This is a genomic window from Paenibacillus sp. 4624, assembly GCF_050435065.1.
Lineage (GTDB): Bacteria > Bacillota > Bacilli > Paenibacillales > Paenibacillaceae > Paenibacillus > Paenibacillus amylolyticus_D.
The window spans coordinates 696807-720176 of the sequence record NZ_JBNDJR010000002.1; the positions used below are offsets into that span (position 1 = coordinate 696807).

General features: G+C 48.5%; 17 protein-coding genes. 9 read left to right on the top strand and 8 right to left on the bottom strand.

The features are described from left to right. The first annotated feature begins 209 nt into the window (after positions 1-209). Positions 210-1323 (top strand): peptide chain release factor 2 gene (gene prfB, locus ABIE27_RS07325; protein ID WP_123065356.1). Its coding sequence is split into 2 segments (ribosomal slippage): positions 210-281 and positions 283-1323, totalling 1113 coding nucleotides; the frame shifts between segments, so codons are not numbered across the junction. Between the two features lie 129 nt (positions 1324-1452). Next, positions 1453-2361: a YitT family protein gene (locus ABIE27_RS07330; protein ID WP_123065357.1), complete on the top strand. Its 909-nt coding sequence runs from the start codon at positions 1453-1455 to the stop codon at positions 2359-2361. 174 nt (positions 2362-2535) lie between these two features. Here the strand turns inward: ABIE27_RS07330 and cls are convergent, their stop codons facing one another. After that, positions 2536-3984, bottom strand: coding sequence for a cardiolipin synthase (cls, locus tag ABIE27_RS07335; RefSeq protein WP_123065358.1), 1449 nt, complete (start codon positions 3982-3984; stop codon positions 2536-2538). 331 nt (positions 3985-4315) lie between these two features. On the opposite strand from cls, the gene argC reads away from it, so the two are divergent. From argC to argH, 7 genes are all read left to right on the top strand, one after another. Further along, complete coding sequence (argC, locus tag ABIE27_RS07340) at positions 4316-5365, top strand: N-acetyl-gamma-glutamyl-phosphate reductase (RefSeq protein ID WP_429350198.1); 1050 nt, start codon at positions 4316-4318, stop codon at positions 5363-5365. 145 nt (positions 5366-5510) lie between these two features. Beyond that, positions 5511-6749 carry a bifunctional glutamate N-acetyltransferase/amino-acid acetyltransferase ArgJ gene (gene argJ / locus ABIE27_RS07345; RefSeq protein ID WP_429350199.1) on the top strand — a complete coding sequence of 413 codons (1239 nt, stop codon included), beginning with the start codon at positions 5511-5513 and terminating at the stop codon, positions 6747-6749. 400 nt (positions 6750-7149) lie between these two features. After that, on the top strand, positions 7150-7932 hold the full coding sequence (gene argB / locus ABIE27_RS07350; RefSeq protein WP_123065434.1) for an acetylglutamate kinase: 783 nt from the start codon (positions 7150-7152) through the stop codon (positions 7930-7932). 459 nt (positions 7933-8391) lie between these two features. Then, a complete protein-coding gene (locus ABIE27_RS07355) occupies positions 8392-9645 on the top strand; it encodes an aspartate aminotransferase family protein (protein ID WP_429350200.1) in 1254 nt (417 codons plus the stop codon). A 255-nt stretch (positions 9646-9900) separates the two neighbouring features. Next, entirely contained in the window at positions 9901-10866 is a 966-nt protein-coding gene (gene argF / locus ABIE27_RS07360; protein ID WP_123065362.1) for an ornithine carbamoyltransferase, read from the top strand. 90 nt (positions 10867-10956) lie between these two features. Beyond that, positions 10957-12192: an argininosuccinate synthase gene (locus tag ABIE27_RS07365; RefSeq protein ID WP_090922968.1), complete on the top strand. Its 1236-nt coding sequence runs from the start codon at positions 10957-10959 to the stop codon at positions 12190-12192. Positions 12193-12298: 106 nt separating this feature from the next. Beyond that, on the top strand, positions 12299-13702 hold the full coding sequence (gene argH / locus ABIE27_RS07370) for an argininosuccinate lyase (protein WP_111269132.1): 1404 nt from the start codon (positions 12299-12301) through the stop codon (positions 13700-13702). A gap of 195 nt (positions 13703-13897) precedes the next feature. Here the strand turns inward: argH and ABIE27_RS07375 are convergent, their stop codons facing one another. From ABIE27_RS07375 to allC, 7 genes are all read right to left on the bottom strand, one after another. After that, positions 13898-15253, bottom strand: coding sequence for an allantoinase (locus ABIE27_RS07375; RefSeq protein WP_429350201.1), 1356 nt, complete (start codon positions 15251-15253; stop codon positions 13898-13900). Positions 15254-15321: 68 nt separating this feature from the next. Beyond that, positions 15322-16716 carry an NCS1 family transporter gene (locus tag ABIE27_RS07380; protein ID WP_123065364.1) on the bottom strand — a complete coding sequence of 465 codons (1395 nt, stop codon included), beginning with the start codon at positions 16714-16716 and terminating at the stop codon, positions 15322-15324. Positions 16717-17040: 324 nt separating this feature from the next. Continuing rightward, the gene (locus ABIE27_RS07385) at positions 17041-17898 is read right to left on the bottom strand and encodes a fumarylacetoacetate hydrolase family protein (RefSeq protein ID WP_429350202.1); all 858 of its coding nucleotides are present in this window, start codon (positions 17896-17898) and stop codon (positions 17041-17043) included. Beyond that, a complete protein-coding gene (locus ABIE27_RS07390; protein WP_429350203.1) occupies positions 17895-19199 on the bottom strand; it encodes an amidase in 1305 nt (434 codons plus the stop codon). The genes ABIE27_RS07385 and ABIE27_RS07390 overlap by 4 nt, the downstream gene beginning before the upstream one ends. A 3-nt stretch (positions 19200-19202) precedes the next feature. Continuing rightward, on the bottom strand, positions 19203-20540 hold the full coding sequence (locus ABIE27_RS07395; protein WP_429350204.1) for a uracil/xanthine transporter: 1338 nt from the start codon (positions 20538-20540) through the stop codon (positions 19203-19205). 215 nt (positions 20541-20755) lie between these two features. Then, positions 20756-21985 carry a pyridoxal-phosphate-dependent aminotransferase family protein gene (locus tag ABIE27_RS07400; protein WP_429350205.1) on the bottom strand — a complete coding sequence of 410 codons (1230 nt, stop codon included), beginning with the start codon at positions 21983-21985 and terminating at the stop codon, positions 20756-20758. 33 nt (positions 21986-22018) lie between these two features. Next, positions 22019-23263, bottom strand: a complete 1245-nt coding sequence (allC, locus tag ABIE27_RS07405; RefSeq protein ID WP_429350206.1) for an allantoate deiminase — start codon at positions 23261-23263, stop codon at positions 22019-22021. Between the last annotated feature and the right edge of the window lie 107 nt (positions 23264-23370).

A 23370-nucleotide genomic window follows, 5' to 3' on the forward strand; every position in this document is an offset into this window, starting at 1 on the left:
CTTGCAGCCGGGGGTTCAATAAGATAAAGTGAAGGATGCATATCCGACCATCGGTGCATATGAATAATCATATGATGCTGAGTGAAGGCCGACGTGCGTGCTGGTAACAGTATGCGCAAGGCTTACGGTATAATGGTTCCGAGACTTAATCTTGTTTATTGAACTTCCCGGATGCGGGGAGCTTATCTTAATGAAAAGAGGAATTGCACATGATTGATCCAAGCGTGAAGCAGGACCTGCGTGAAATAGGCAAGAAATTAACAAACCTTAGGGGGTCTCTTTGACTTAGATCTCAAGCAAGAGATGATTGAGAACTTTGAAGAGAAGATGTCAGCTCCGGACTTCTGGGATGACAATGAGAAAGCGCAAGCTGTCATTGCGGAGATGAATGCAGTGAAAGGTTCGGTAGACCAGTACGCGAAGCTGCAGCAGGACTATGACGATGCATTGATGATGGCTGAGTTGGCCGACGAAGAAGGAGACGAAGAGCTCGCTGCCGAGATTGGCAACAGTGTCGCTGCAATTGTAAGCAAGCTGGAAGAGTTTGAATTGCAGCTTCTCCTCAATCAGCCGTATGACAAGATGAATGCTATTCTGGAGCTGCATCCAGGTGCCGGTGGTACAGAGTCGCAGGACTGGGGTCAGATGTTGCTTCGGATGTACACCCGCTGGGCGGAGAAACGGGGCTTCAAGGTTGAGGTGCTGGATTATCTTCCGGGTGATGAAGCAGGAATCAAGAGTGTGACGTTGTCCATCAAGGGGCATAACGCATACGGTTATCTGAAAGCAGAGAAGGGAGTTCACCGTCTGGTACGGATTTCTCCTTTTGACTCATCAGGCCGAAGACATACATCCTTTGTATCTTGTGATGTGGTGCCGGAGATCGACGATACCATCGAGATCGACATTCGTACCGAAGACCTTAAAATCGATACGTATCGTGCGAGCGGCGCGGGTGGACAGCACATTAACACCACCGACTCCGCTGTACGGATTACACATATTCCAACCGGAGTGGTTGTAACCTGTCAGAACGAACGTTCACAGATCAAAAACCGCGAGCGTGCGATGACGATGCTTCGTTCGAAATTGTATGAGCGTAAAATCGAAGAGCAAAAACAACAGCTGGATGAAATCCGAGGGGATCAATCGGAAATTTCGTGGGGTAGCCAGATTCGCTCCTATGTGTTCCATCCCTATAGTATGGTAAAGGATCACCGTACGAGCGTGGAAACAGGGAATACAGGAGCAGTGATGGACGGCGACCTCGATACATTCATCGACGGTTATTTGCGCAGCCAAATTAAAGTAGAAACCGATTAATATAAGTTCCTGTATAGACCCGTGCGCGCAGGCGTATGCTGGTGTATACAGGGGCTTTTTTTTGAATATTTTTATATACATTTATTAAGAAGATTATGGAACTGTTATATAAAAGGAGAGCGCGACAACATGCAAGAGCAACAACATTCATATCCTCATCGTAAAAAGAGGTTAACCACCTTCATTCCCCTGAATGGGCCATGGCGGAACGTCATCGATACCCTGCTTATTATTGTCGGTTCTTTTTTGATTGCTATAGCCTTTAATTTATTTTTATTGCCCAGTCAAATCGCTTCAGGCGGTGTATCAGGTTTATCCATTCTGGGAGACGAGTGGTTCGGCTGGGAGCCTGCTTATACCCAATGGGCGATTAACATTCCGTTATTGATTGCAGGTTTCCTGTTGATTGGTAAACAGTACGGTGTTCGTTCCATCCTTGGTAGCATTGTGTTACCGCTCTTTGTGTATTTGACGAGTCATTGGGAGATTCCGACGGCGAATCCGTTACTCGGCTCTCTATATGGTGGCATTGGTGTGGGTCTCGGGATTGGGATCGTGTACCGGGGCAGAGGATCAACCGGGGGCATGAGTATCCTGGCTCGCATTGTGCAAAAATACAGTGGGCTCAGTTACTCGCTATGTGTTGTCATCATGGATGCAACCGTCATTATTTTGGCAGCCTTTGTGCTGTCGCTGGAACAGTCTTTGTATGCGTTAATCGGCCTATACGTTACAGGTAAAGTCATTGATGCCGTGGAGATGGGACTGGGATACTCGAAGGTAGCGTATATTATCTCTAACCAGACAGAGCCGATTACCAAAGTTATTCTAGCCGACCTGGATCGTGGACTAACCAAGCTGGAAGCCAAAGGTGGATATACGGACGATCAGCGAACCGTGCTGATGGTTGTCGTGGGGCAAAATGAAGTACCGAGACTGAAAACGTTGATCCGGTCTGTGGACCCGGGAGCGTTTGTCATCATTAGTAATGCGCATGAGGTGCTTGGTGAAGGCTTTAAGCGCGGTGAACATATCTAAGGTTTAAAAGCATGAAGTAGATATAAAAAAAGCAGATCCTCCTTTTGCCTGGATTACGGGGAAGGAAGGTTCTGCTTTTATGTTTTAGGAGATAACAGCGATTGGAAGATTATTCTGTCATCGTAGTGTCTGTGTAAATCATGTTCTGTTATTTATATAGGTCCCTGCCTGATTTTACAGGATTGGAGATAGCAGACGAGAAATCGCTTCTTTGAAACGAATCAATAAACTGCGGTTTTGATACTCCTCAAGCGTTAACTCTCGTGATACATGCAGGTCGTGCTCGAACGTCTGTACAAGCGCCGTTGCAATCGTCTCATCATACATAAAGGCATTAACCTCGAAGTTTAACCTGAAACTACGGTAGTCAATATTAGCCGTACCGACGGAAGCAACGAGACTGTCAATAATCAGTGTTTTAGCGTGAATGAAACCATTATCGTAGATAAACGCTTTTGCTCCTACTTTTAACAACTCCCCAATATAAGACAACGTCGCCCAATAGACAAAGGCATGATCCGGTTTATTCGGAATCATAATTCGAACATCGATGCCTGACAGGCACGCCAGACGAATGGCTTCAAATACACTGGCGTCCGGTATAAAATACGGGGTTTGAATGAGAATGGAATGTTTGGCTCCGTTAATCATTTTCAGGTAACTATTCTTGATATGCTCAATTTCGGCATCAGGGCCGCTGGATACGATCTGCATAGCGGTATTGCCTGTTCCCTCGATATGAGGGAAGTGAGCGGGAACGTAAGGCGTGTCATGCTGTTTGGAAGCTTCATTCCAGTCGAGCAAGAAACGGGTTTGCAGCGCATGTACAGCATTGCCCCGTATACGCAGGTGGGTATCTCGCCAGTAGCCGAATTTGGAATTAAGTCCGAGATATTCATCTCCCACGTTGAATCCGCCAACATAACCGAGATTACCATCGATGATAACGATCTTACGGTGGTTGCGGTAATTCATCCGCAGGTTGATCAGACTGAATTTGGATGGGAAAAAGACTTCAACAAGTCCACCAGCTTCGCGCAGTTCTTTGAAAAAGCGATTTCTAACCCGCCGCGAGCCAAGCGCGTCATAGAGCAGGCGTACCTTCACGCCTTCGCGTGCTTTGCGGATCAGAGCATCCCGTATTCTTTTGCCCAGACTATCTCCTCGATAGATATAATATTGCACGTGTACATGATCCTGTGCCGCCTCGATGTCATCCAGAAGCCGCTGGAACTTGTCTGTTCCATCGGTGATGATCTCAACGGCGTTATGCTCGGTCAGAAGTGCACCGTTTTGTTTGAGGTTCATATAAATCATGTCCTGGCTATTTTCCGTTGCCTTGTTGGAGAAAGGAGTGCGATTATCCTGCAGCTGGGCAAGCTGCGCCTCGATTCGTTCCTCCAAGCCAAGCTTCTTGCGCTCTTTCCATTGAAAGAGACGATACCGAGTCAGATTCTGACCCGTCAATAGATAAAGGATGAACCCGAAGACTGGAATAAAGTTCAATACCAACAGCCAAGCCCAGGAAGCACTGGCATCCTTGCGTTCAAAGAAAACGACTGCGGCAGCGAAGATAATATTCAGTCCCAGGAGCACAATAAGTAATATGGATTCGATATGCACTTTAGTCCCCCATGTCTCATAATGACCTTAGGAGTCCAGTTCAATGTAACCATTCAAGAGAAGGTGTATATATGAACAAGACTCTGTATGTAATGTTTCCTTCTACTATGTATTTTAACAGAAGAAACCTTGTTCGTCCGCAAGGTAAAAAGATATCGTTCGGATTTGTTGGGAATCCGTGTTAAATTCATGATAGATGGTTGTATTTATATAACTAGAGTCGTATAATAATACACAAATATGCATAGAAGCGACGGAATTGTCTACTCAAGCTTTGGCGAGCCTTGAGCAAGGCACAAGTAGCGCATACAACAGGATTGGGGGAGCGAGAGTGAATAACAAATTAAGAGTGGCAATTGTCGGTTCCACCGGCTACGGCGGGGTGGAACTGATTCGTTTTTTTCAGAATCATCCGCAAGTTGAAATTACATCGGTAATCTCTTCATCGAGCAGCGGGGAGTCCATCGCGGATGGGTTTCCGCATTTGACGGACGTGATTCGCAGGCCACTCGACGGTGTCGATCCGGGAGAGATCGCAAGTCGTGCAGATCTCGTATTCACCGCGACCCCGTCTGGCGTAAGCGCGAAGCTCGTACCGAGTTTGCTGGAAGCAGGACTGAAAGTGATCGACCTGTCTGGTGATTTCCGATTGAAAGACGGATCGGTATATGAGCAATGGTATAAACACCCTGCACCGTCAGCAGATTTGCTTGAGAAGGCTGTATACGGTATGGCTGAGGTATATGGAGATGAAGTGAAAGGAAAGGATTTTATATCCAACCCGGGTTGTTATCCAACAGCTACACTGCTGGGGCTGATTCCTGCGGTGGAAGCGGGATGGATTGATCCATCGACCATCATTATTGATGCAAAATCGGGCGTATCGGGTGCAGGGCGCGGAACGAGTCTGACCAACCATTATGCAGAAATGAATGAAAATTTTAAAGCGTACAAATTGAATAAACATCAGCATATCCCTGAGATCGAGCAAGTTCTCGGCAACATAACGGGAAGCCCGGTGACGGTAACTTTTACAACGCAGCTTGTGCCAATGACACGCGGCATTATGAGTACGATGTATGCAAAGCTGACGGGTGAGCATAGTGATCAGGAGATTGTGGATTTATATCGTAAATACTATGAAAACAGACCTTTTGTACGTGTGCGTGAACCAGGCATTTGGCCTTCGACGAAAGAGGTATCTGGATCGAACTATTGTGACATCGGATTTTCGGTAGACCCGCGCACCGGGCGTTTGACGATCATTTCGGTTATCGACAACCTGGTGAAGGGTGCATCCGGGCAAGCGATTCAAAATATGAACCTGATGATGGGATGGGAGGAAAACCTCGGGCTGAACATGACACCGGTATATCCATAAACGTGTGACGAATGAACATCGCAGGGGAAAATGCAAAGAAGCGAGTTTCATTTGAAAATCATACAGCATGGGTAGCAGTTGGGGCAGTTTCAGTTGAAGCAGGCGGTTCATCAGCATATGGCTGAACGCATACGGGGGATATGATATGGGAACAAAAGTGGAGCATCAAGCTTTTACCGTAGTTGAAAATGGAACCATTGTTACGCCAGGCGGATTCTCGGCAGGAGGACTGCACTGTGGTCTGAAAAAAACATCACGCAACGACATCGGAGCGATTCGTTGTGATATCCCTGCGACAGCTGCAGCGGTCTACACGACGAACGTGTTTCAGGCTGCTCCGCTCAAAGTCACTCGGGAAAGCCTGAGCAACGGACGTTTGCAGGCTGTGATTGTAAATAGCGGTAATGCCAATGCATGTACAGGACAGCAGGGTGAAGAAGATGCGTATGCGATGCGTGCGGCAGCGGCTCGTGAACTAGGCGTGGCTGAAGAGGACGTGGCTGTGGCATCCACGGGTGTCATCGGTGAACTACTGAAGATGGACGCGGTTCATTCAGGCATCAAAGCCCTTCCGGAGCAGCTCGGCAAAGAGACGAATGAAGCAGAACAATTTTCACAAGCGATTCTAACGACGGATTTGGTGAAAAAGGAAGCTTGTGTCTCCGTCGTTGTCGGCGGCAAGACGGTAACGATTGCGGGAGCGGCCAAAGGCTCGGGTATGATTCATCCGAATATGGCTACCATGCTGGCATTTATGACCTCGGACGCAGTCATCGGAGCAGAAGCGTTGCAGCGCCTGCTACGCCAGGCGACAAACCACACGTTTAACATGATTACTGTAGACGGGGATACCAGCACGAACGATATGCTTGTAGCGATGTCCAGCGGTTATGCAGGCAATGAAGAGCTGACTATGGAACATCCGGATTGGGAGGCATTTGCGGCTGGATTCACATATGTATGCCAAGTGCTTGCCAAAGCAATTGCGCGGGATGGTGAAGGAGCAACCAAGCTGGTTGAAGTTGAAGTTACGGGTGCGGTTAGCGATGAATCTGCACAAGCCATTGCCAAAACTGTAATCGGCTCAAGTCTGGTGAAATCCGCAATGTTTGGTGCTGACGCAAACTGGGGACGGATCATTGCTGCTGTAGGCCGTGCAGGCCAACCGGTAAACCCGGATACAGTAGATATCCGTCTCGGTGACATCTCCGTGCTTTCACAGTCTCGTCCTGTTGTGTTTGATGAAGAAGCGGCGCTGGCATACTTGCAGACCGATACAGTGCGTATTGTAGTGGACCTGCATCACGGCGAAGGCCACGCTGTAGCCTGGGGATGCGATCTGACATATGACTATGTACGCATTAACGCTGCATATCGTACGTAAGTAGAAGTTTGTCATAGATATGATTGTCTTAATTAAAGGTTTTGAACTTTGCAGCTTGATCCCTAGAAAGCTGCGTACCATCATAGATGTAAAAAATCAGTTATAAGGATTAAACTTTTAAATATAAAAATAAACGAATGTAGTGGAAGAGGCGGAATCGATTCTGTAGAAGCGGAGCGTTCGCATTTGTTTCCGGGTTTTCCCTTTGAAAAAGGGGAATCAGAAAAACCTGGAGACAACGGCGATCGAAAGAACGATCCGAATCTGGAACGCTAGCGTTTATACTGTATCTTTTATATAGGTGTTAATCCTCTATCACTCCATTAGGAAGGAGCATTGCCCCGTGAATTCAACTTTGCCAAACGGCAGTACTGTAACAGAAGCAGGTACGGAAAAACAGATGTTTGTGATGAAATGTGGAGGCAGTACGCTGGCTGCATTGCCAGAGTCTTTCTTTGCGGATCTGCGTGATCTGCAGTCCTCGGGGAACGGCCCGGTCATCGTTCATGGCGGCGGCCCGGCAATCTCTGATAATCTGGCGAAGCTTGGGATTGAAACCGAATTTGTGAACGGCTTGCGTAAGACCACCGAGCCTGTATTGGACGTTGTAGAAATGGTACTGGCAGGCAGCATTAACAAACAGATCGTACGTTTGATCCAGCGTGTAGGCGGTCAGGCTTTGGGTATATCCGGTGTGGATGGCGGTCTGATCCAAGCAAAACCCGTAGCAAACCATGCCGAAATCGGCTGGGTTGGTGATGTAACAAGCGTCAAAGCTGAGATTATTCAAGGCATCGTGAATATGGGCTATATGCCTGTTATTGCACCGGTAGGTGTAGATGCGAGCGGACAGCGGTACAACATTAATGCCGATACGGCTGCAGGAGCGGTGGCGTCTCATCTCGGCGTAAGCCGAATGATTGTCGTGACAGACGTACCGGGCATTATGAAAACAATTGGCGGCGAGAAAAAAGTACTTCCGTCCGTATCCGTTCAGGAGATCGAGGATATGATTCAAACTGGCGAAATCTACGGCGGCATGATCCCGAAGGTACGCGCCGCGATTGCGTGTATTCACGGCGAGGTACGGGAGGTTATTATCGTCGACGGCAGCGAACCGCAGATCCTGAGCCGTGTGCTTGGCGGCGAGACGACTGGCACAAGAATTATCCGAATGCAGTAGATGTAATACGAAATTCAGAATTTAGGTTTTTATTTATATAAAAAAGAATTTGTACACGACTTTTGGAATCTTCTCATAACACAATAACGAAGATGACAGAAAAAACTGAAGAAGCGAAGCGTTCGCATGCATCGTGGATTTTTACTTTTTATCATTCTGGAACTATTTTTTTACACAAAAAACGGAGAGGACAGAAAAAACCTGAAAAAGCGGAGCGGTCGCCTTTATCACCGGATTTTCCCTTTGAGAAAAGGGAATCCAAAAAAATCTGGGGATAACAGCGATTGGAAGGTTATTCTGTCATCGGAGTGTTCGGTGTAAACCGTCTTTAGTTCAATGAATATAATCGAAAAATCCATGGGTATACGCGATCAAAAGGTATTTTTTTCATCGAAGTGGCCAGTGTTATGTTTTTGATTCACCTTATGCGTGTACGAATCGACAAGGAGTGATATGGTCATGGCAAAAGGCAACGAACAGCCAGGTTCTGGCACAGCCGTAGCGGGGGCAGCAGCAACAGGTGCAGCGGCACAGACGGAAAGCTCACTTTTTCAAACGTATGCACGGTATCCGATCAGTCTGGTCAAAGGTAAAGGCAGTTGGTTATGGGACGATCAGGGTAACCGCTATCTCGATTTCATGTGTGGACTTGCTGTAACAAGCCTAGGCCATGCACCGGAGAAAGTGGGAGCGAAGCTTAAAGCTCAGATCGATGAGCTGTGGCACGTATCCAACCTGTTTCAGATCCCGGGACAGGAAAAGGCAGCAGCTTTGCTGACAGCCAATACCTGCGCTGACGCAGTCTTTTTCTGCAACAGCGGTGCTGAAGCGAACGAAGCAGCGATCAAAGTAGCACGTCGTTATCAACAGAAGGTGAAAGGCGAAGATCGGTACGAAGTGATTACTTTTGCCCAATCGTTCCATGGACGGACATTGGCAACGCTGACGGCAACCGGACAGGATAAGGTGAAAGAAGGATTTTTGCCACTGCCAGCTGGATTTGTAACTGTGCCTTTGCACGATATTCCTGCACTTGAAGCTGCGATTGGACCGAAGACCGCAGCGATTATGCTGGAGATGGTTCAGGCTGAGGGCGGAGTGTACCCGGTGGAGCCGGAGTTTGTGAAGCATGTGCGTAAACTATGTGACGAGCACGGTTTGCTCATGATTGTGGACGAAGTGCAGACAGGTATGGGACGTACAGGCAAGTTGTTTGCTCACGAACATTATGGTGTTGAACCTGACGTGTTCACCGTTGCGAAGGGCATTGGCAGTGGATTCCCTGTTGGCGCAATGCTCGGTAAAGGGTTCCTGCGTGATGCATTTACACCGGGCAGCCATGCAACAACATTTGGCGGTACACCACTTGCTTCCTCTGTTGTTATTGCGACCATTGAAACCATGCTGGAAGATCATTTGCCAGAGCGTGCAGCGGAGATGGGCGACTATCTGATGACGTCCTTACGCAATCGTTTGGCTGGCAACTCGTTTGTGAAAGAAGTGCGCGGTATGGGCTTGCTGGTAGGTATTGAGTGCGCGGAGCCAATCGGTGATATCGTACTTGCAGGACAGAAACGTGGCATCTTGTTTGTCTCTGCTGGACCGAATGTGATTCGTTTGCTCCCTAATCTATATGTAAGTAAAGAAGAGATCGACGAGGCTGTGTCCCTGGTGGCGACATTGATTGAGGAGTATGTTGCGGCGAAAGCTTAATCACGTGATAGAAACAAAGTACTGGACCGGGGCCATCACGGCCCCCGGCGCAGATTAAAGTGAAAGAATCCCTGTAGCCGCATGGTAATCAAGCGCAGAAGTAGTAGAGGTTGACGATCTACCCGCAATATAGACTGAATGGGAATTTGCTCTATCTCATCTGATATGGAGAGGTTTAGTTCAGGCGAGTCAGCCAAGGATGTAAAACTTCTGCCTGTGCGGGTGCAGGGAACCGGAAATGAGGAGGAAACAACAATGGCAGTACAGCACACAGACAAGGTTCAGAAAATTGACTTGAGAGGCCGGGATTTCATTGAATTCACGGACTATACAGCAGAAGAAATTCGTTATCTGCTAGATCTCGCGATTGAGATTAAAGGCAAGCAAAAAAGCGGTGTACCGTTCCAGCCTTTGAAGGGCAAAACGATCGGACTTATTTTTGAAAAATCCTCCACACGTACGCGTGTTTCCTTTGAAGTAGGTATGTTCCAGTTGGGTGGACACGCGCTGTTCCTGAGCAAAAACGACATTCAGCTGGGACGTGGGGAAACGACGCATGATACAGCCAAAGTACTGTCTCGTTACCTCGATGGCATTATGATTCGTACGTTTGGACACCATAATGTGATTGAACTGGCAGAACATGCGGATGTACCGGTGATTAACGGCCTGAGCGATGCAGCGCATCCATGTCAGGTACTGGCGGATTTCCAAACGGTGCTGGAGCATAAAGGCAAGCTGGCAGGTCTGAAAATGGCTTATGTCGGTGACGGCAACAACATGGCACACTCGTTGATGCTGGGCGCAGCAAAAATGGGAATGCACGTTGCAGTAGCAACACCGGAAGGTTATGAGCCGGACAGCACCGTGGTCGAGCAAGCACGTGCTATTGCACAGGAGAGTGGCTCCGAAGTACTTGTGACCTACAGTGCACAGGAAGCCGTGAAAGATGCCGATATTGTCTATACCGATGTATGGGCGAGCATGGGCTTTGAAGAAGAACAGAAGATTCGCGAGCAGGCATTTGCGGCGTATCAGGTCGATGAAGAATTGATGAAAGGTGCCAAACCTGACTACATGTTCCTGCATTGCCTGCCAGCACACCGTGGTGAAGAAGTGAGCGCAGGTGTCATTGACGGTCCGAACTCGCTGATCTTTGATCAGGCAGAGAACCGTCTGCATGCACAGAAAGCGCTGATGGCCGCTTTGATGAGCGAATAGTCGCGATTTGCGGCAACGGGTTGATTTTACACGCCAATTTGGCGATGATAGATAGAATATCGTAATTGATCTTGGGGAGGACCATATCACATGGCTAAGGAAAAAATCGTACTCGCCTATTCCGGCGGACTAGACACATCTGTAATTTTGAAATGGCTGAAAGAAACGTATGATGCAGAGATTATCGCGTTTACCGCGGATATCGGCCAGAAGGATGAACTCGACGGACTCGAAGAAAAAGCACTCGCTACGGGCGCTTCCAAAGTATACATCGATGATCTGCGCGACGAGTTCGCGAAAGATTTCATCTATCCAATGTTCCAGGCAGGCGCCCTCTACGAAGGCCAATATCTGCTCGGTACAAGTATCGCACGTCCGCTTATCGCTAAACGTATGGTGGACATCGCGCGTGCAGAAGGTGCTACAGCGATCGCTCACGGTGCTACGGGTAAAGGAAATGATCAGGTTCGTTTTGAGCTGAATGCAGCTGCACTGACACCAGACATTCAAGTGATCGCCCCTTGGCGTCTGGAAGAGTTCCGCAATCAGTTCCCGGGACGTGCTGAAATGATCGCTTATGCTGAAAAACATGGCATTCCGGTTACCGCTTCTGCGGCGAAACCTTACTCCACAGACCGCAACCTGCTGCATATCAGCTATGAGAGCGGTGTGCTTGAAGACCCTTGGTTCGATCCGAGCGCGGACGAGAACAAAGATATGTTCCTGCTGAGCAGCGCACCTGAGGATGCACCGGATCAACCGGAGTACCTCGAGCTGGAGTTTGAACAAGGTGACTGTGTTGCCCTGAACGGCGAGCGTCTGAGCCCGCTGCAAGTGATGGAGCAACTGAATGAACTGGGCGGCAAACACGGTATCGGCCGTGTAGACATGGTAGAGAATCGTTTTGTCGGTATGAAGAGCCGCGGCGTATACGAAACACCGGGTGGAACGATCCTGTTCACGGCACATCGCAAAATGGAGTCCATCACCATGGACCGTGAAGTGATGAACCTGCGTGATAGCTTGATTACTCGTTACAGCACACTTGTGTACAACGGTTTCTGGTTTGCGCCGGAACGTTTGGCGTTGCAAGCTCTGGTAACGGAAAGCCAGAAGAACGTAACCGGTACGGTTCGTGTGAAACTGTACAAAGGAAACGTCATCGGCGCAGGTGTGAAAAGCCCTGTGAGCCTGTACAATCCGGACATTGCGACCATGGAAGCAGATCCATCAGAAGCGTATGATCAAGGCGATGCAACAGGCTTTATTCGCTTGAACGCACTGCGTTTGAAAGTACATTCCGGTGTGGAGCAAAACAAAAAATAATTCACGGCGTGTGTGTCACGCTATATCATAATTACTGACAAGGCAGGCCGTTCTTGCACATTCTGGCAGGGGCGGCTTTGTCCATGAGCGAAAGGGGATACTCACTGTGAGCAAGCTGTGGGGAGGACGTTTTACGAAGCAAACCAATCATCTGGTTGAAGAATATACCGCATCCATTAACTTTGACAAAGCATTGGCAGAAGAAGATATTCAAGGCAGTTTGGCGCATGTAACGATGCTCGGCAAATGTGGTATTTTGCCTGCGGAAGATGTAGAAACGATCAAAGAAGGCCTGATTACCGTTTTGCATAAAATCCGTGCAGGTGAAGTGGAATTCTCCGTATCGGATGAAGACATTCATATGAACATTGAGAAAAACCTGATTGAAACGATCGGCCCTGTTGGCGGTAAGCTGCATACAGGCCGCAGCCGGAATGACCAGGTGGCAACCGATATGCACTTGTATCTGCGTGAGCGTGTCGTTGGTTTTGTTGGCATGTTGCATGCTTTGCAGGAAGCATTGATCGGACAAGCTAAAGATAATCTGGATACGATTGTACCCGGTTATACCCATCTGCAGCGTGCACAGCCAATTCTGTTTGCACACCATTTGATGGCATATGTATCCATGTTCCAGCGTGATGCGGAGCGTCTAATGGACAGTTACAAACGGATTAATGTACTGCCACTTGGTGCAGGGGCACTTGCAGGAACAACGTTCCCGATTGATCGTCATTTTGTAGCAGAACAGCTTGGCTTTGATGGAGTATATGAGAATAGTCTGGATGCGGTAAGTGACCGTGACTTCATTGTGGAGTTCCTGGCGGCAGCTTCCCTGATCATGACTCACTTGTCCCGTTTGAGCGAAGAGCTGGTACTGTGGAGCAGCACGGAGTTTGGTTTTGTAGAGCTGGATGATGCGTTCTGCACAGGCAGCAGCATTATGCCGCAAAAGAAAAATCCGGATGTGCCCGAGCTTGTTCGTGGTAAAACAGGACGTGTATACGGCAATCTGATCGGATTGCTCACCGTGTTGAAATCCCTTCCTCTGGCTTACAACAAGGATATGCAAGAAGACAAAGAAGGCATGTTTGATACGGTAGCTACTCTGGAAGGTGCGTTGCAGTTATTTGCTCCGATGATCGCTACCATGAAAGTGAACAAAGATCGCATGCGCCAAGCAGTGAACCAGGACTTCTCTAACGCAACTGACATTGCTGATTTCCTCGTAGGTGAGGGTCTGCCTTTCCGTCAAGCGCATGAGGTGATTGGTAAAACGGTACTGTACTGCATCCAGAACGGCAAATATTTGCTTGATCTGACGATTGATGAATTCAAACAATTTTCACCGTTGTTCGATGACCGCATCTACGATGTGCTGCAGCCGGAAGCGGTAGTCAATGCACGTAACGTGTATGGCGGTACAGCGTCGGGTCAAGTGGCAGAGGCTATTGCTCGCAGTGAGAAGGTGCTGGGAGCAACCGAGCAGTGGATTGAAAATCGGGGTTAAGGCTCATTGTTGGAACTCAGGGTTAGGACTCATTTAAGCTCTGAGTAGAGTTCTGAATGGGATAGATACAACTGATAGTATTGTGGAATGAATGATGAATAAATGAATGAAAAAGAAGGAAAATGACTAAAAAAAGAAGCATGTTCGAGAGATGAAATCTCCGACATGCTTCTTTTTTGTTCCTATTACCTTAAATTAAGGCTTCAGCCAACTACCTTCGTTTACAGAAGGAAGCACCTTGCCATCCTGCACAACGACATGTCCGCGGACGATTGTACCTGCCAGACTCGACGGGAAGGTGTGCCCAATATAGAGGCTCTGTTTATGCTTGGCGTAATAGTTTTCTTCCGTCACGGTAAAGGCTTCATTCAGATTTACGATGGCAAGGTCTGCATCCATTCCGATGGCGATACTGCCCTTACGATCTGCAAGTTCAAAGCGTGTTGCTGGATTCGAAGCTGTCCAAGCAGCGACGTGCTCTAGTGGAATGTTGTGGGCTAATGCAAGTTCCAGAGCAGAGAGCAGTGTGAACTGTCCGCCGCTGATTCCGCCCCATGCCTGAAAGAGATTATAATCTTTCGGATCTTTCATCTCGTAAGGGCATGGTGAATGATCGGAAGACAGTATATCGAATTTACCTTCTGCCAGGAGGGAGATCAGGCGTTGTTGTTCATCCGCTTCACGCAGGGGAGGAGCACATTTGGCAATGGTACCTTTTCCCCGTAAGCTATCGTGGTTGAAGAGTAGATAATGTGCGCAAGTTTCCACCGTTACATTCATACCGCGGGCTTTTGCCGCCTCAATTATAGCCACAGCTGCTGCGGAACTGATATGAACAAAATGCAGGGCGCAACCTGTAATTTCGGAATAGTAGAGTGCGCGTTCAACCGCCTCTACTTCCGCGAGGATGGGCCTTGTCTCCAGATAATCATCGGCGCTGACGAGCCCTGCCGCTTCCTTTTCAGCTTTCAGCCAGTTCGTTATTGCCGCGCTTTCCGAATGCAGAGCCAGAATTTTGCCGAGAGCTGCAATCTTTTTCATGCCCGTCAGCAGTGTCATGTCGTCTACCGCTTCGAATTCTTTATTACCGGTGGTCGACAAAAATGCTTTAAATCCAATGACGCCAGATTCGGCTAATGGCTCCAGATCATCTTCGTTGCCAGGCACGAGTCCGCCCCAGAGGCCAAAATCAACGAGTGATTTTTCATTACCAATGCGTGCCTTCTCCAGCAGTGCTTCTTCCGTAACTGTCGAGGGGATTCCGTTTAGCGGCATATCGAAAAAGGTCGTGCAGCCACCTGCAGCCATCATCGCTGATCCGGTAGTAAAGCCTTCCCAGTGCTCTCTTCCTGGTTCGCTGAAATGCACGTGTACATCTATCATCCCTGGAAGCACATGCTGTCCGGTGGCATTCCACTCGTGTGTAACTTCGCCCTCAAGTGTGGTGGCAATCGCCGCTATCTTGCCATCCTTTACGCCGATATCGACTTGTGCGACACCGTCTGGCAACACCACGCTTCCGCCGCGTATGATCAGATCATAATGTTCCATATTTATCCCTCTCTCTTTGGTGATATTTAAATGGGCTGGCTCTGGTAGTCAAATCAGGCTCGTTTATTTTATTCGTAGATGGTACCTTTCTTGAATGAGGAACCCTTAAAAGCGAATTTGCTAAGTAGCAGATAGGATAGGCCTGCTGTGGTGAACCCGATGATCCATCCGATGTCAACGAGCAAGAAGGCTGCTCCAGCTCCGATGAGCATGGCTAACAAGGCGCTTGGGTTATACCCTCTAAAGGAGCCATTATCCAGATATAACTCTGCTGTATCGACCTTTTGTTTTCGCAAGATGTAATATTCGACCAGCATAATCGCTACAATGGGGCCCAGGAATGCGGAATAGATCAGAATAAATGTATTCAAACCTTGAGCCGAGGAATCTTGCACGAGTACCCATGGGAACGAACAGAGGGCAAGCAAGCCAGTGATGACAACAGATGCTTTGTATTTGAGCTTGGTAACAAGCGAGATGACGTAAGCGGGTGGTACGATGTTGGCGACCATATTAACAGCAACCGCACCAACAACGATGAAGGCAGAAACGAATACGGTGATGTATGGATTGTCCACAATAACAGCAAATGCCTTAACTGGATTAGAGATGCCTGTTGCTGCGGCCATCATAGCCCCGATAGTCAGAACGAATCCATAAGCGATAACGATAGGGAAGAAGTACAGCATGCTACGCTTTTTGTCACTCATGCCGCTCTTCAGCTCACGAGAATAATCACCTGCGCTTAGGAAGATGGCTGCATAGTTGCCGAGGAATACCATGATGAAAGCGAAGAATGGAAGGCCCCATGTTCCTTTTGCATGCACCCAATTTTCACTGATAGCTGTGCTGTGGGAGTTGAGTAATAAGCTGAATACGTAAACGAGTGCAAGCATAATAACGACGGAAGCGAGGGTTTCAACCCACTTGATTGCGTGAAAGCCATAAAGTGACAGGACAATCTGAACAGCCTGTAGCAAGATAAAACAAACAGGAATGCTGTCTAAGCTGCCACCGCTTAATACTTTGACAATTTCATTCAAGGCCGTTGCTCCGACCCAGCTCTGGAAGCCGTACCATACGATGGCAGGCACACCACGTAAAAATGAGGAGATAATCGATCCCTTGATGCCAAACGACATACGTAGTTGAACGACATAGGGGATGCCTGTTCGATAACCAAAACGGTCATTTATGGCAAAGATTACGGAAATGATCGCAATGGCAATCATCGCAGCTACAAATGTCTGAAACACATTGAGCGTGGCAACACCAGCAACAACGAGGCTCGCTCCGAGGGTCATGTTACCGAGGTTCACGCCATCCCCGATCCACATGAACATGTAAGGTACTGATCCGATTGTTCTCTCGCTCTCCTGTTTCGGTTTTAAGGAGTCGTCGATACTGATTTCTTCATGTAGCTGCGTCTGTTCCAGTACTTGTCCTGCCAAATTCGTTGACATATCTGCCCCACTCCTCTTTGATATGGGGTGCCGCAAGGCTGGTCGGTCTCTGAATTAACGAGTCATTCCATCCATTCCTGTCTGCACACCACAGATGATATAAAACATGTAAGATAAAATAACTCATTAGTGTTATATATCCTTACCTGTTCTTCGTATATCTTATTTTATCATCTTGTTTGTACAATTCATTGACAAAAACGTAGATTGTTATCTTAATTTCTGTTGAAAATGCACGAAAAAACATGACGTGTTTTGTTATGTTTGAAGTGAGTGGTGTGATAGACGCATTTTTGTGTACATAAAACCTTATAATGTTCGGATTTAGCCCTCAACTCTATTGTCCAGTTTCCGAAGTCCATCAATCTGACAGCTAACCACATCGCCTGATTGGATGGTGACTGATCCTGGTGTACCCGTCAAAATGACATCTCCCGGATGGAGTGTCATCACATTCGAAAGAAAAGAAATCAGGTACGCAGGCGAGAAGATCATGTGATCAACGGTATTACGATGAGTAACATGGCCATTGTGTAACGTTTGAATCTCAAGTTCATTCAGATTTTCGTATTCATCGGGTGTTGCGAGGGAAGAACCAAGGCTCAGGAACGTGTCAAAGCTTTTGGCACGCTGCATGAACCGGGGATTGCGGGCGTGAATTTCTTTGGCAGTCATGTCGAGTGACGTTGTGTAACCTGCTATGACACTCATGGCCTGATCTTCACGAATGGCTTTGCATGTTTGTCCAATGACAATGGCGAGTTCTGCCTCAGCAGTGACCTGTCCGGCTACATCCGGTAGACGAATCGTTTCCCCGGAGCCAATCAGGGATGAATCAGGTTTGAGAAAAATAACGGGTTCATCCTCGGGTGGGCGCCCAGATAGTTCAATGGCTTTGTCCCAATAGTTCATGCCTACACCAATGATTTTCCCTGGACGGCGATACAGCGCACGATAGGATGCGTCACTGACCGGCAGAGAAGGCACTGAAACAAGTTGCTCGTGTTCATTGCTATACCAGCTACGTAGTGCGTTAAATTGATTTTTTTGCAGTAAAGTAAACAGATCTGTATCCCAGTTCGTCCCGAACTGCTCGTTCAGCGACGTCAGCGGAATAATGCCTCGATCCGTCCAAACAGCTGCTTGCTCCCGCCCATTATCTTCAATCGTTACAAGTTTCATCGGCACACCTCTCCCGCAAACTGCTTTGCTGTCCAATGTAATAACCTAACATCTGTCTTTGTACCACCGATAAATGATAACCCTATGGCCAGTCCATCGGGACGGAGAACAGGAACCGTAACCTGGGGCAGGCCGGAAAGCCCTGCGATACAGGAGAGTTGCATCGTTTTGGCGCGGTAAGCTTCTGCTTCAGGACCCTTCAATCCCAGAAGGGGAGCTGGGCCCGGTGCGGTTGGAATGGCCAGCAGGCCCTCTTCTCCTAACAAGTCAACGAGGTTACGCCGTACGCGAGCACGCAGCTCCACTTCGGCCTCGCTAGCAGACTTCTCAAGGGAGCAAGCCCACTCAAAACGTTCTGCGATCCCCGGGCCAAACGTCGGACGTTCTTTTGTCAGCCAGCCACTGTGTTCGTGCGCAATTTCCAGCCCTTGAAGAACGCGGAATGTTGCTGACCACTCTGCCAAGCTCTCGGCAGGTTCACTTAGGTCAATGGCTTGATAGCCATCCGGGTGCCATCCCTCAATTCCATGTAATGTTGAGAGTAAGATCGAACGATCTTCAGCTTCTGGCAGGTCCCAAGCCTCTGACGCTATGAAGAAATGAGTGAAGGGCTTCATCTCTATTTCAGACGTAATTTCTGATCCATTTTCCTTCGGAAGGAGCTTTTCTTTCAGTAGCACGTTGCCTACGTTACGTAAAATAGTTACATCCTGACTCATCCAGCCGATTGTATCAAAGCTATGTGCAAGAGGGATGACCCCTTCTGCCGATACAGCTCCATGCGTTGGGCGGAAGCCGTACAGACCACAGTACGAAGATGGAATACGTACAGAACCGCCAGTATCCGTTCCAACAGCGAAATCGACCAGTCCCGCCGCTGCTGCCACGGCAGACCCGCTCGATGAACCGCCTGGAATCCGATCCGAAGCGAGGGGATTGGTTGGCGTACCGTAATGGGCATTTTCCCCATTCAGGCTGTACATCAATTCATCTGTCTGTGTTGTGCCTTCGAGATTTGCGCCATTCTCCAGCAGGATAAGCAATGCAGGAGCGGTAGAAGTTGCAGGCTCATGTGTGCGAAGCCAATCGGGATTGCCTGCTCCGCTTGTTTCTCCCTGAATATTGAAGACATCTTTAACTGCAAAGGTTAGTCCGCTTAGTGGGCCAGCTTGGGTAGCTGGAAGTCTGATTTCTGCATTAACGTACGCCCCCCAGTGATTAGACTGGAGTGCGTCGGTTGTTTCTTTTGGACCTGTTTTCGTTGCCGATGCCTCTGTCTGTTCCTGATTCGAATGTTTCATTAGTTATTCCCCTTTCGTTCTTATACTAGGGCTTAGTGCACTCAGGGAGGAGCGGGAGTGGACTTGGTTCAACAACAAAGCTAGTAAAATACCTACCAAAAGCCCGTTTCCGAGAAGTGGACGTAGCAATGGGGGTAATGTCGTGAAAATCTCCGACGGTAATCCCATAACGATAATACCTATGAATAATGGCGCAGCCGTCCGGTAGAGGTTCGCTGCATCCATATGAAGCTGTCCGAAATACTGGAGAGAAGAACCTAAAAGGCGAAGGTACGTCACGAATAGTACAGCGCTTCCGATACTGAGCGGAAGTTGTGTCAGTAAACCGGTGACAGCTGGAATCAGGCCGATGGCTGCAAATAGCAGACCCCCGATGACAAACGGAAGCTTTTCTCGCATACGGGTTTGTTGGAGAAAGCCGACAGAACTAACATATGGAGCGTATGGAACGAGTCCGAGCAGACCCGATATCACTGCAAGGATGCCGCTGATTGTAAAAGACCGTTTATACTGGCTGCTCGCCGCTTCGTGTTCATAGATAGCGTCAGTACCTTTCAGGGCGCCAAATGTGTTTGAAGTGTTGATTAAACCGGCAATCACGGCGATCGCGATTACGCCAGCGTTCAATCCACCTGTAGGTTCTCCAAGCGGAAACCAGCCTGCATCGAGTGTTCCCGAGTTGGGTGTTCCCCCAGAGCTGCCGAAGATAAATACATGTAATGCCCAGCCGCCCAAAATACCAATTAGCAAAGCATACTGCGCTATGGCTGGCCTTGCTTTTATGGATAAGACAGCTACAAAAACAGCCACTGCTGCCGCCAGTAGGAAAACGGCAGGTTGGATGACGTGCGCCTTATCGGAAGAGCCTGATGAAATACCAAGCATACCTTCGAGAAAAATGATATTCAGTCGGCAACCAAGTAAGAACATAAATACGGCCATGACCCCTGGCGTGAATAATTTCGATAAAGGAGTGGCTAGGCCGCATAAACCAATCAGGATCGTGATCACACCCGAGATCAGAATGCCGACGGCGAGGCTGCCCCCGAGCTCCGTCATGGATATACCAAGGGAGGGGGCGGATGCGCTAAGACTCAGGATGACACCCCACCATAATCCCGACTGTCCTTCCATGACAGATCTTTGATGTCCAAGCCATGCTTGTACAGCACATGCGATTCCGGTGAGAATGAATGAACACTGGATCAGAAATTGAATTCGTTCCTGGGGCAGTGCAAATGCCGCCCCAACTGTAATAGGTATAACTACCGTATTGGTAAATAAGAAAAACAGCCATTGCAGCCCGCCCAGACCGGAGCGCAGCCAGTTGATATTAAACATGTGTCACCTTCCGTGTGGATCTTCGTTGAAAATATTTCCCATGCATTCAGCAATCCATGATGCAGTTGATGTATCTTGAACGAAGTCTGAATTGTACAAAAGGATTCCGGCAGTTCCCGGAATCCTTTCAATATTGACAAATAGCATTGTTCCTAATTAAAAAACAGCTTGTTCCTATGCGGTATTCTAATCCCTCAGAGCTTTATTCTGCAGCTTTATTCTGCGTGCTCGTAAACGTCGAGGGCCTCTTGCACCCCGCGTCCAATCACAATCGGAGCTTTATGGCGGATTAGCACAGCTTCTAGAGCGGATAGGACGAATAGTACGTTTTCTTTCCGACAACTGTAACCCATGGTGCCGATTCTCCAGATCTGCCCATGCAACGGTCCGAATGAGCTAGCGATCTCAATGCCGAACTGAGTCAGAAGTGTATTTCGTACAGACTCGCCATCAATGCCTGCCGGAATTTTTACACAGGTGACGACTGGAAGCTTCCATGCTTTATCGTTGAACAGCTCCAGACCCATGCCGCGGATACCTGCCATTAGTGCTTTTTCATGCAAACGATGACGTTCGAAGCGTTCCTCAAGTCCTTCCTCCAGCAGAATACGCAATCCTTCGCGCAGTGCGTACAGCATAGATGTTGCCTCCGTATGATGGTTCAACCGGCGTGGTCCCCAGTAATCTTGCAGCTGGCTCAGGTCAAAGTAATTACTGCGGATCGGGTGTGCGACATCCCGGCGATCACTCTCAAGTGCAACACCACGTTCTACCTTTTTCCGACTTGCCAGAATGCGTTCTACCCGCTCGTTATAAGTCACAGGAGCCATGCCAGAAGGGACAGATATGCACTTTTGGGTGCCGCCAATCACGGCATCGAGTTGCCATTCATCTACTCTGACGGGGGCGCCGCCAATGGAAGCGACGGCATCAACGACCGTTAACACACCGAGTTCTCGGCAAGCTGGACCGATCTGGTCCAGTGGTTGCATGCAACCGGTTGAAGTCTCGCCATGTACAATAGCAAGAATTTTGGGCTGAACTCGTTTTACCTCGTCGATTACTGCTTGTTGGTCAAATACTTCTCCCCACGGGCATTCCATCAGATGGAGTTCGGCGCCGTGACGCTCAGCGATTTCAGTAAGCAGATGCCCAAAGCGTCCGAAGATAGGGACAAGCACTTTGTCCCCTGGCTCGATCAGGCTGCACAGCACGGCTTCCAGACCGGAACGTGAAGTGCCATCAACCGGAAAGGCCCACTGGTTCGTCGTTTGGAATGTCTGCCGCAACATGTCCATCGTTTCGTTCATCATTCGGGTGAATTCCGGATCAAATTGACCCAGAATGGGCGTTGCCATGGCTCTCAAAACTCTGGGGTCAACCTCGACCGGTCCTGGGGTCATAATGGTTCTCAAAGGTGCATGAATTTCCCGGTACTGTGTCATCTCATCATCGCCTCCTGGTTTCTGGTTGTTCATTCAATATGCCAGCTTGTATAACAGGTCGATTAACAGGCGAACTCCGCGCTGCAAATCTTCCGTATGAGTGAATTCAGCAGGGGAGTGGCTAATGCCGCCCTGGCTTGGTACGAATAATAATCCTGTTGGACAATGTGTGCCGAAGATCTGTGAGTCATGTCCTGCTCCGCTGGTCATTCTTTTGTACGAAATACCTTCTCTTTTTAAAATGTCCTCAGCCGTTTGGTTTAACGTGCAATCCATCGCAACGGGAGGTTCATCCATCCACTTATGGCAAGTGACCGTTGTTCCGTGTTCAGAGGTGAAAGTCTCGAAATCACTGAAGCATGCCTCACAAAATTGCTCAATGATCTTCGCATCACTGTGACGGACATCCAGGCTAAAGGTGACCTCGCGTGCAATGACATTACCTACATTCGGTTTAACTTCCATACGCCCAACGGTGGCAACAAGTCCGGATTCGTGGGCGTTAGCCCGATGCATCAATATTCGGATCAACTCGGCTGAAGTAAACATCGCATCGTGACGCCAATGCATAGGTGTTGTCCCGGCATGATTGCTCTGACCGTATACCGTAATGTTATAGCGGCGTTGCCCCACGATGTGACTGACGATGCCGATCGATTTCTCTTCGCGTTCAAGCACTTGGCCTTGTTCGATGTGTAGTTCAATAAAACATTCCAGGTCCTTGCGTGTTGGCTGTGCATGAAGTCCGAGTCCGAATCCTGCCTCGTGCATCGCCTGTTCGAAGGGGATTCCGTTTACATCGTTGATGTGGTGAACGGCCTCGCGCTCTTTTACTCCCGTTATGTTGCCCGAGCCCCAATAAGTCATTGGAAAACGACTACCTTCTTCTTCGCACAACGATACCACTTCGATCGGTTTGAGTGGCTGACCGTAATGTGTGAGCAAATATTCCACAGCAATGAGTGCTGCAATGATCCCATAGGCTCCGTCATATTTTCCACCGCCGATCACGGTGTCGACATGAGATCCGGTTAATACAACGTTTGCTTCAGGGTCGCGTCCAGAGAGCCTGCCGAATAAATTGCCGACATCGTCATAGCGTGCAGATAAACCAAGTAGTTCTATTCTGGCTTGAATCGCCTTCTGAGCTGCGCTCCAAGCCGGGTCATAGAGCAAACGGGTTACACCGCCGCTGTTGTCTTTTCCGTACGAAGCCAGCCATTCGACCATCTCTTCGATCTGCTTAGACAAGGCAGATGGTTTTGGTTGTTCAATCATCAAGTGCAGTATCCCCCATTCCGGCAACGCTAGCTTTCCGGCCGATGTTAGATTAATTAACTTGGCATTGCGTTTAATTCATCGTAAAATAAAAAAAGTTAAAAATC

Coding starts and splice junctions, on each gene's coding strand:
- ABIE27_RS07375 (WP_429350201.1), bottom strand. CDS start 15,253: ATGGAACATTATGATCTGATCATACGCGGCGGAAGCGTGGTGTTGCCA.
- ABIE27_RS07330 (WP_123065357.1), top strand. CDS start 1,453: ATGCAAGAGCAACAACATTCATATCCTCATCGTAAAAAGAGGTTAACC.
- allC (WP_429350206.1), bottom strand. CDS start 23,263: ATGATTGAACAACCAAAACCATCTGCCTTGTCTAAGCAGATCGAAGAG.
- argF (WP_123065362.1), top strand. CDS start 9,901: ATGGCAGTACAGCACACAGACAAGGTTCAGAAAATTGACTTGAGAGGC.
- ABIE27_RS07395 (WP_429350204.1), bottom strand. CDS start 20,540: ATGTTTAATATCAACTGGCTGCGCTCCGGTCTGGGCGGGCTGCAATGG.
- ABIE27_RS07380 (WP_123065364.1), bottom strand. CDS start 16,716: ATGTCAACGAATTTGGCAGGACAAGTACTGGAACAGACGCAGCTACAT.
- ABIE27_RS07390 (WP_429350203.1), bottom strand. CDS start 19,199: ATGAAACATTCGAATCAGGAACAGACAGAGGCATCGGCAACGAAAACA.
- argB (WP_123065434.1), top strand. CDS start 7,150: ATGTTTGTGATGAAATGTGGAGGCAGTACGCTGGCTGCATTGCCAGAG.
- ABIE27_RS07365 (WP_090922968.1), top strand. CDS start 10,957: ATGGCTAAGGAAAAAATCGTACTCGCCTATTCCGGCGGACTAGACACA.
- ABIE27_RS07385 (WP_429350202.1), bottom strand. CDS start 17,898: ATGAAACTTGTAACGATTGAAGATAATGGGCGGGAGCAAGCAGCTGTT.
- ABIE27_RS07400 (WP_429350205.1), bottom strand. CDS start 21,985: ATGACACAGTACCGGGAAATTCATGCACCTTTGAGAACCATTATGACC.
- ABIE27_RS07355 (WP_429350200.1), top strand. CDS start 8,392: ATGGCAAAAGGCAACGAACAGCCAGGTTCTGGCACAGCCGTAGCGGGG.
- argJ (WP_429350199.1), top strand. CDS start 5,511: ATGGGAACAAAAGTGGAGCATCAAGCTTTTACCGTAGTTGAAAATGGA.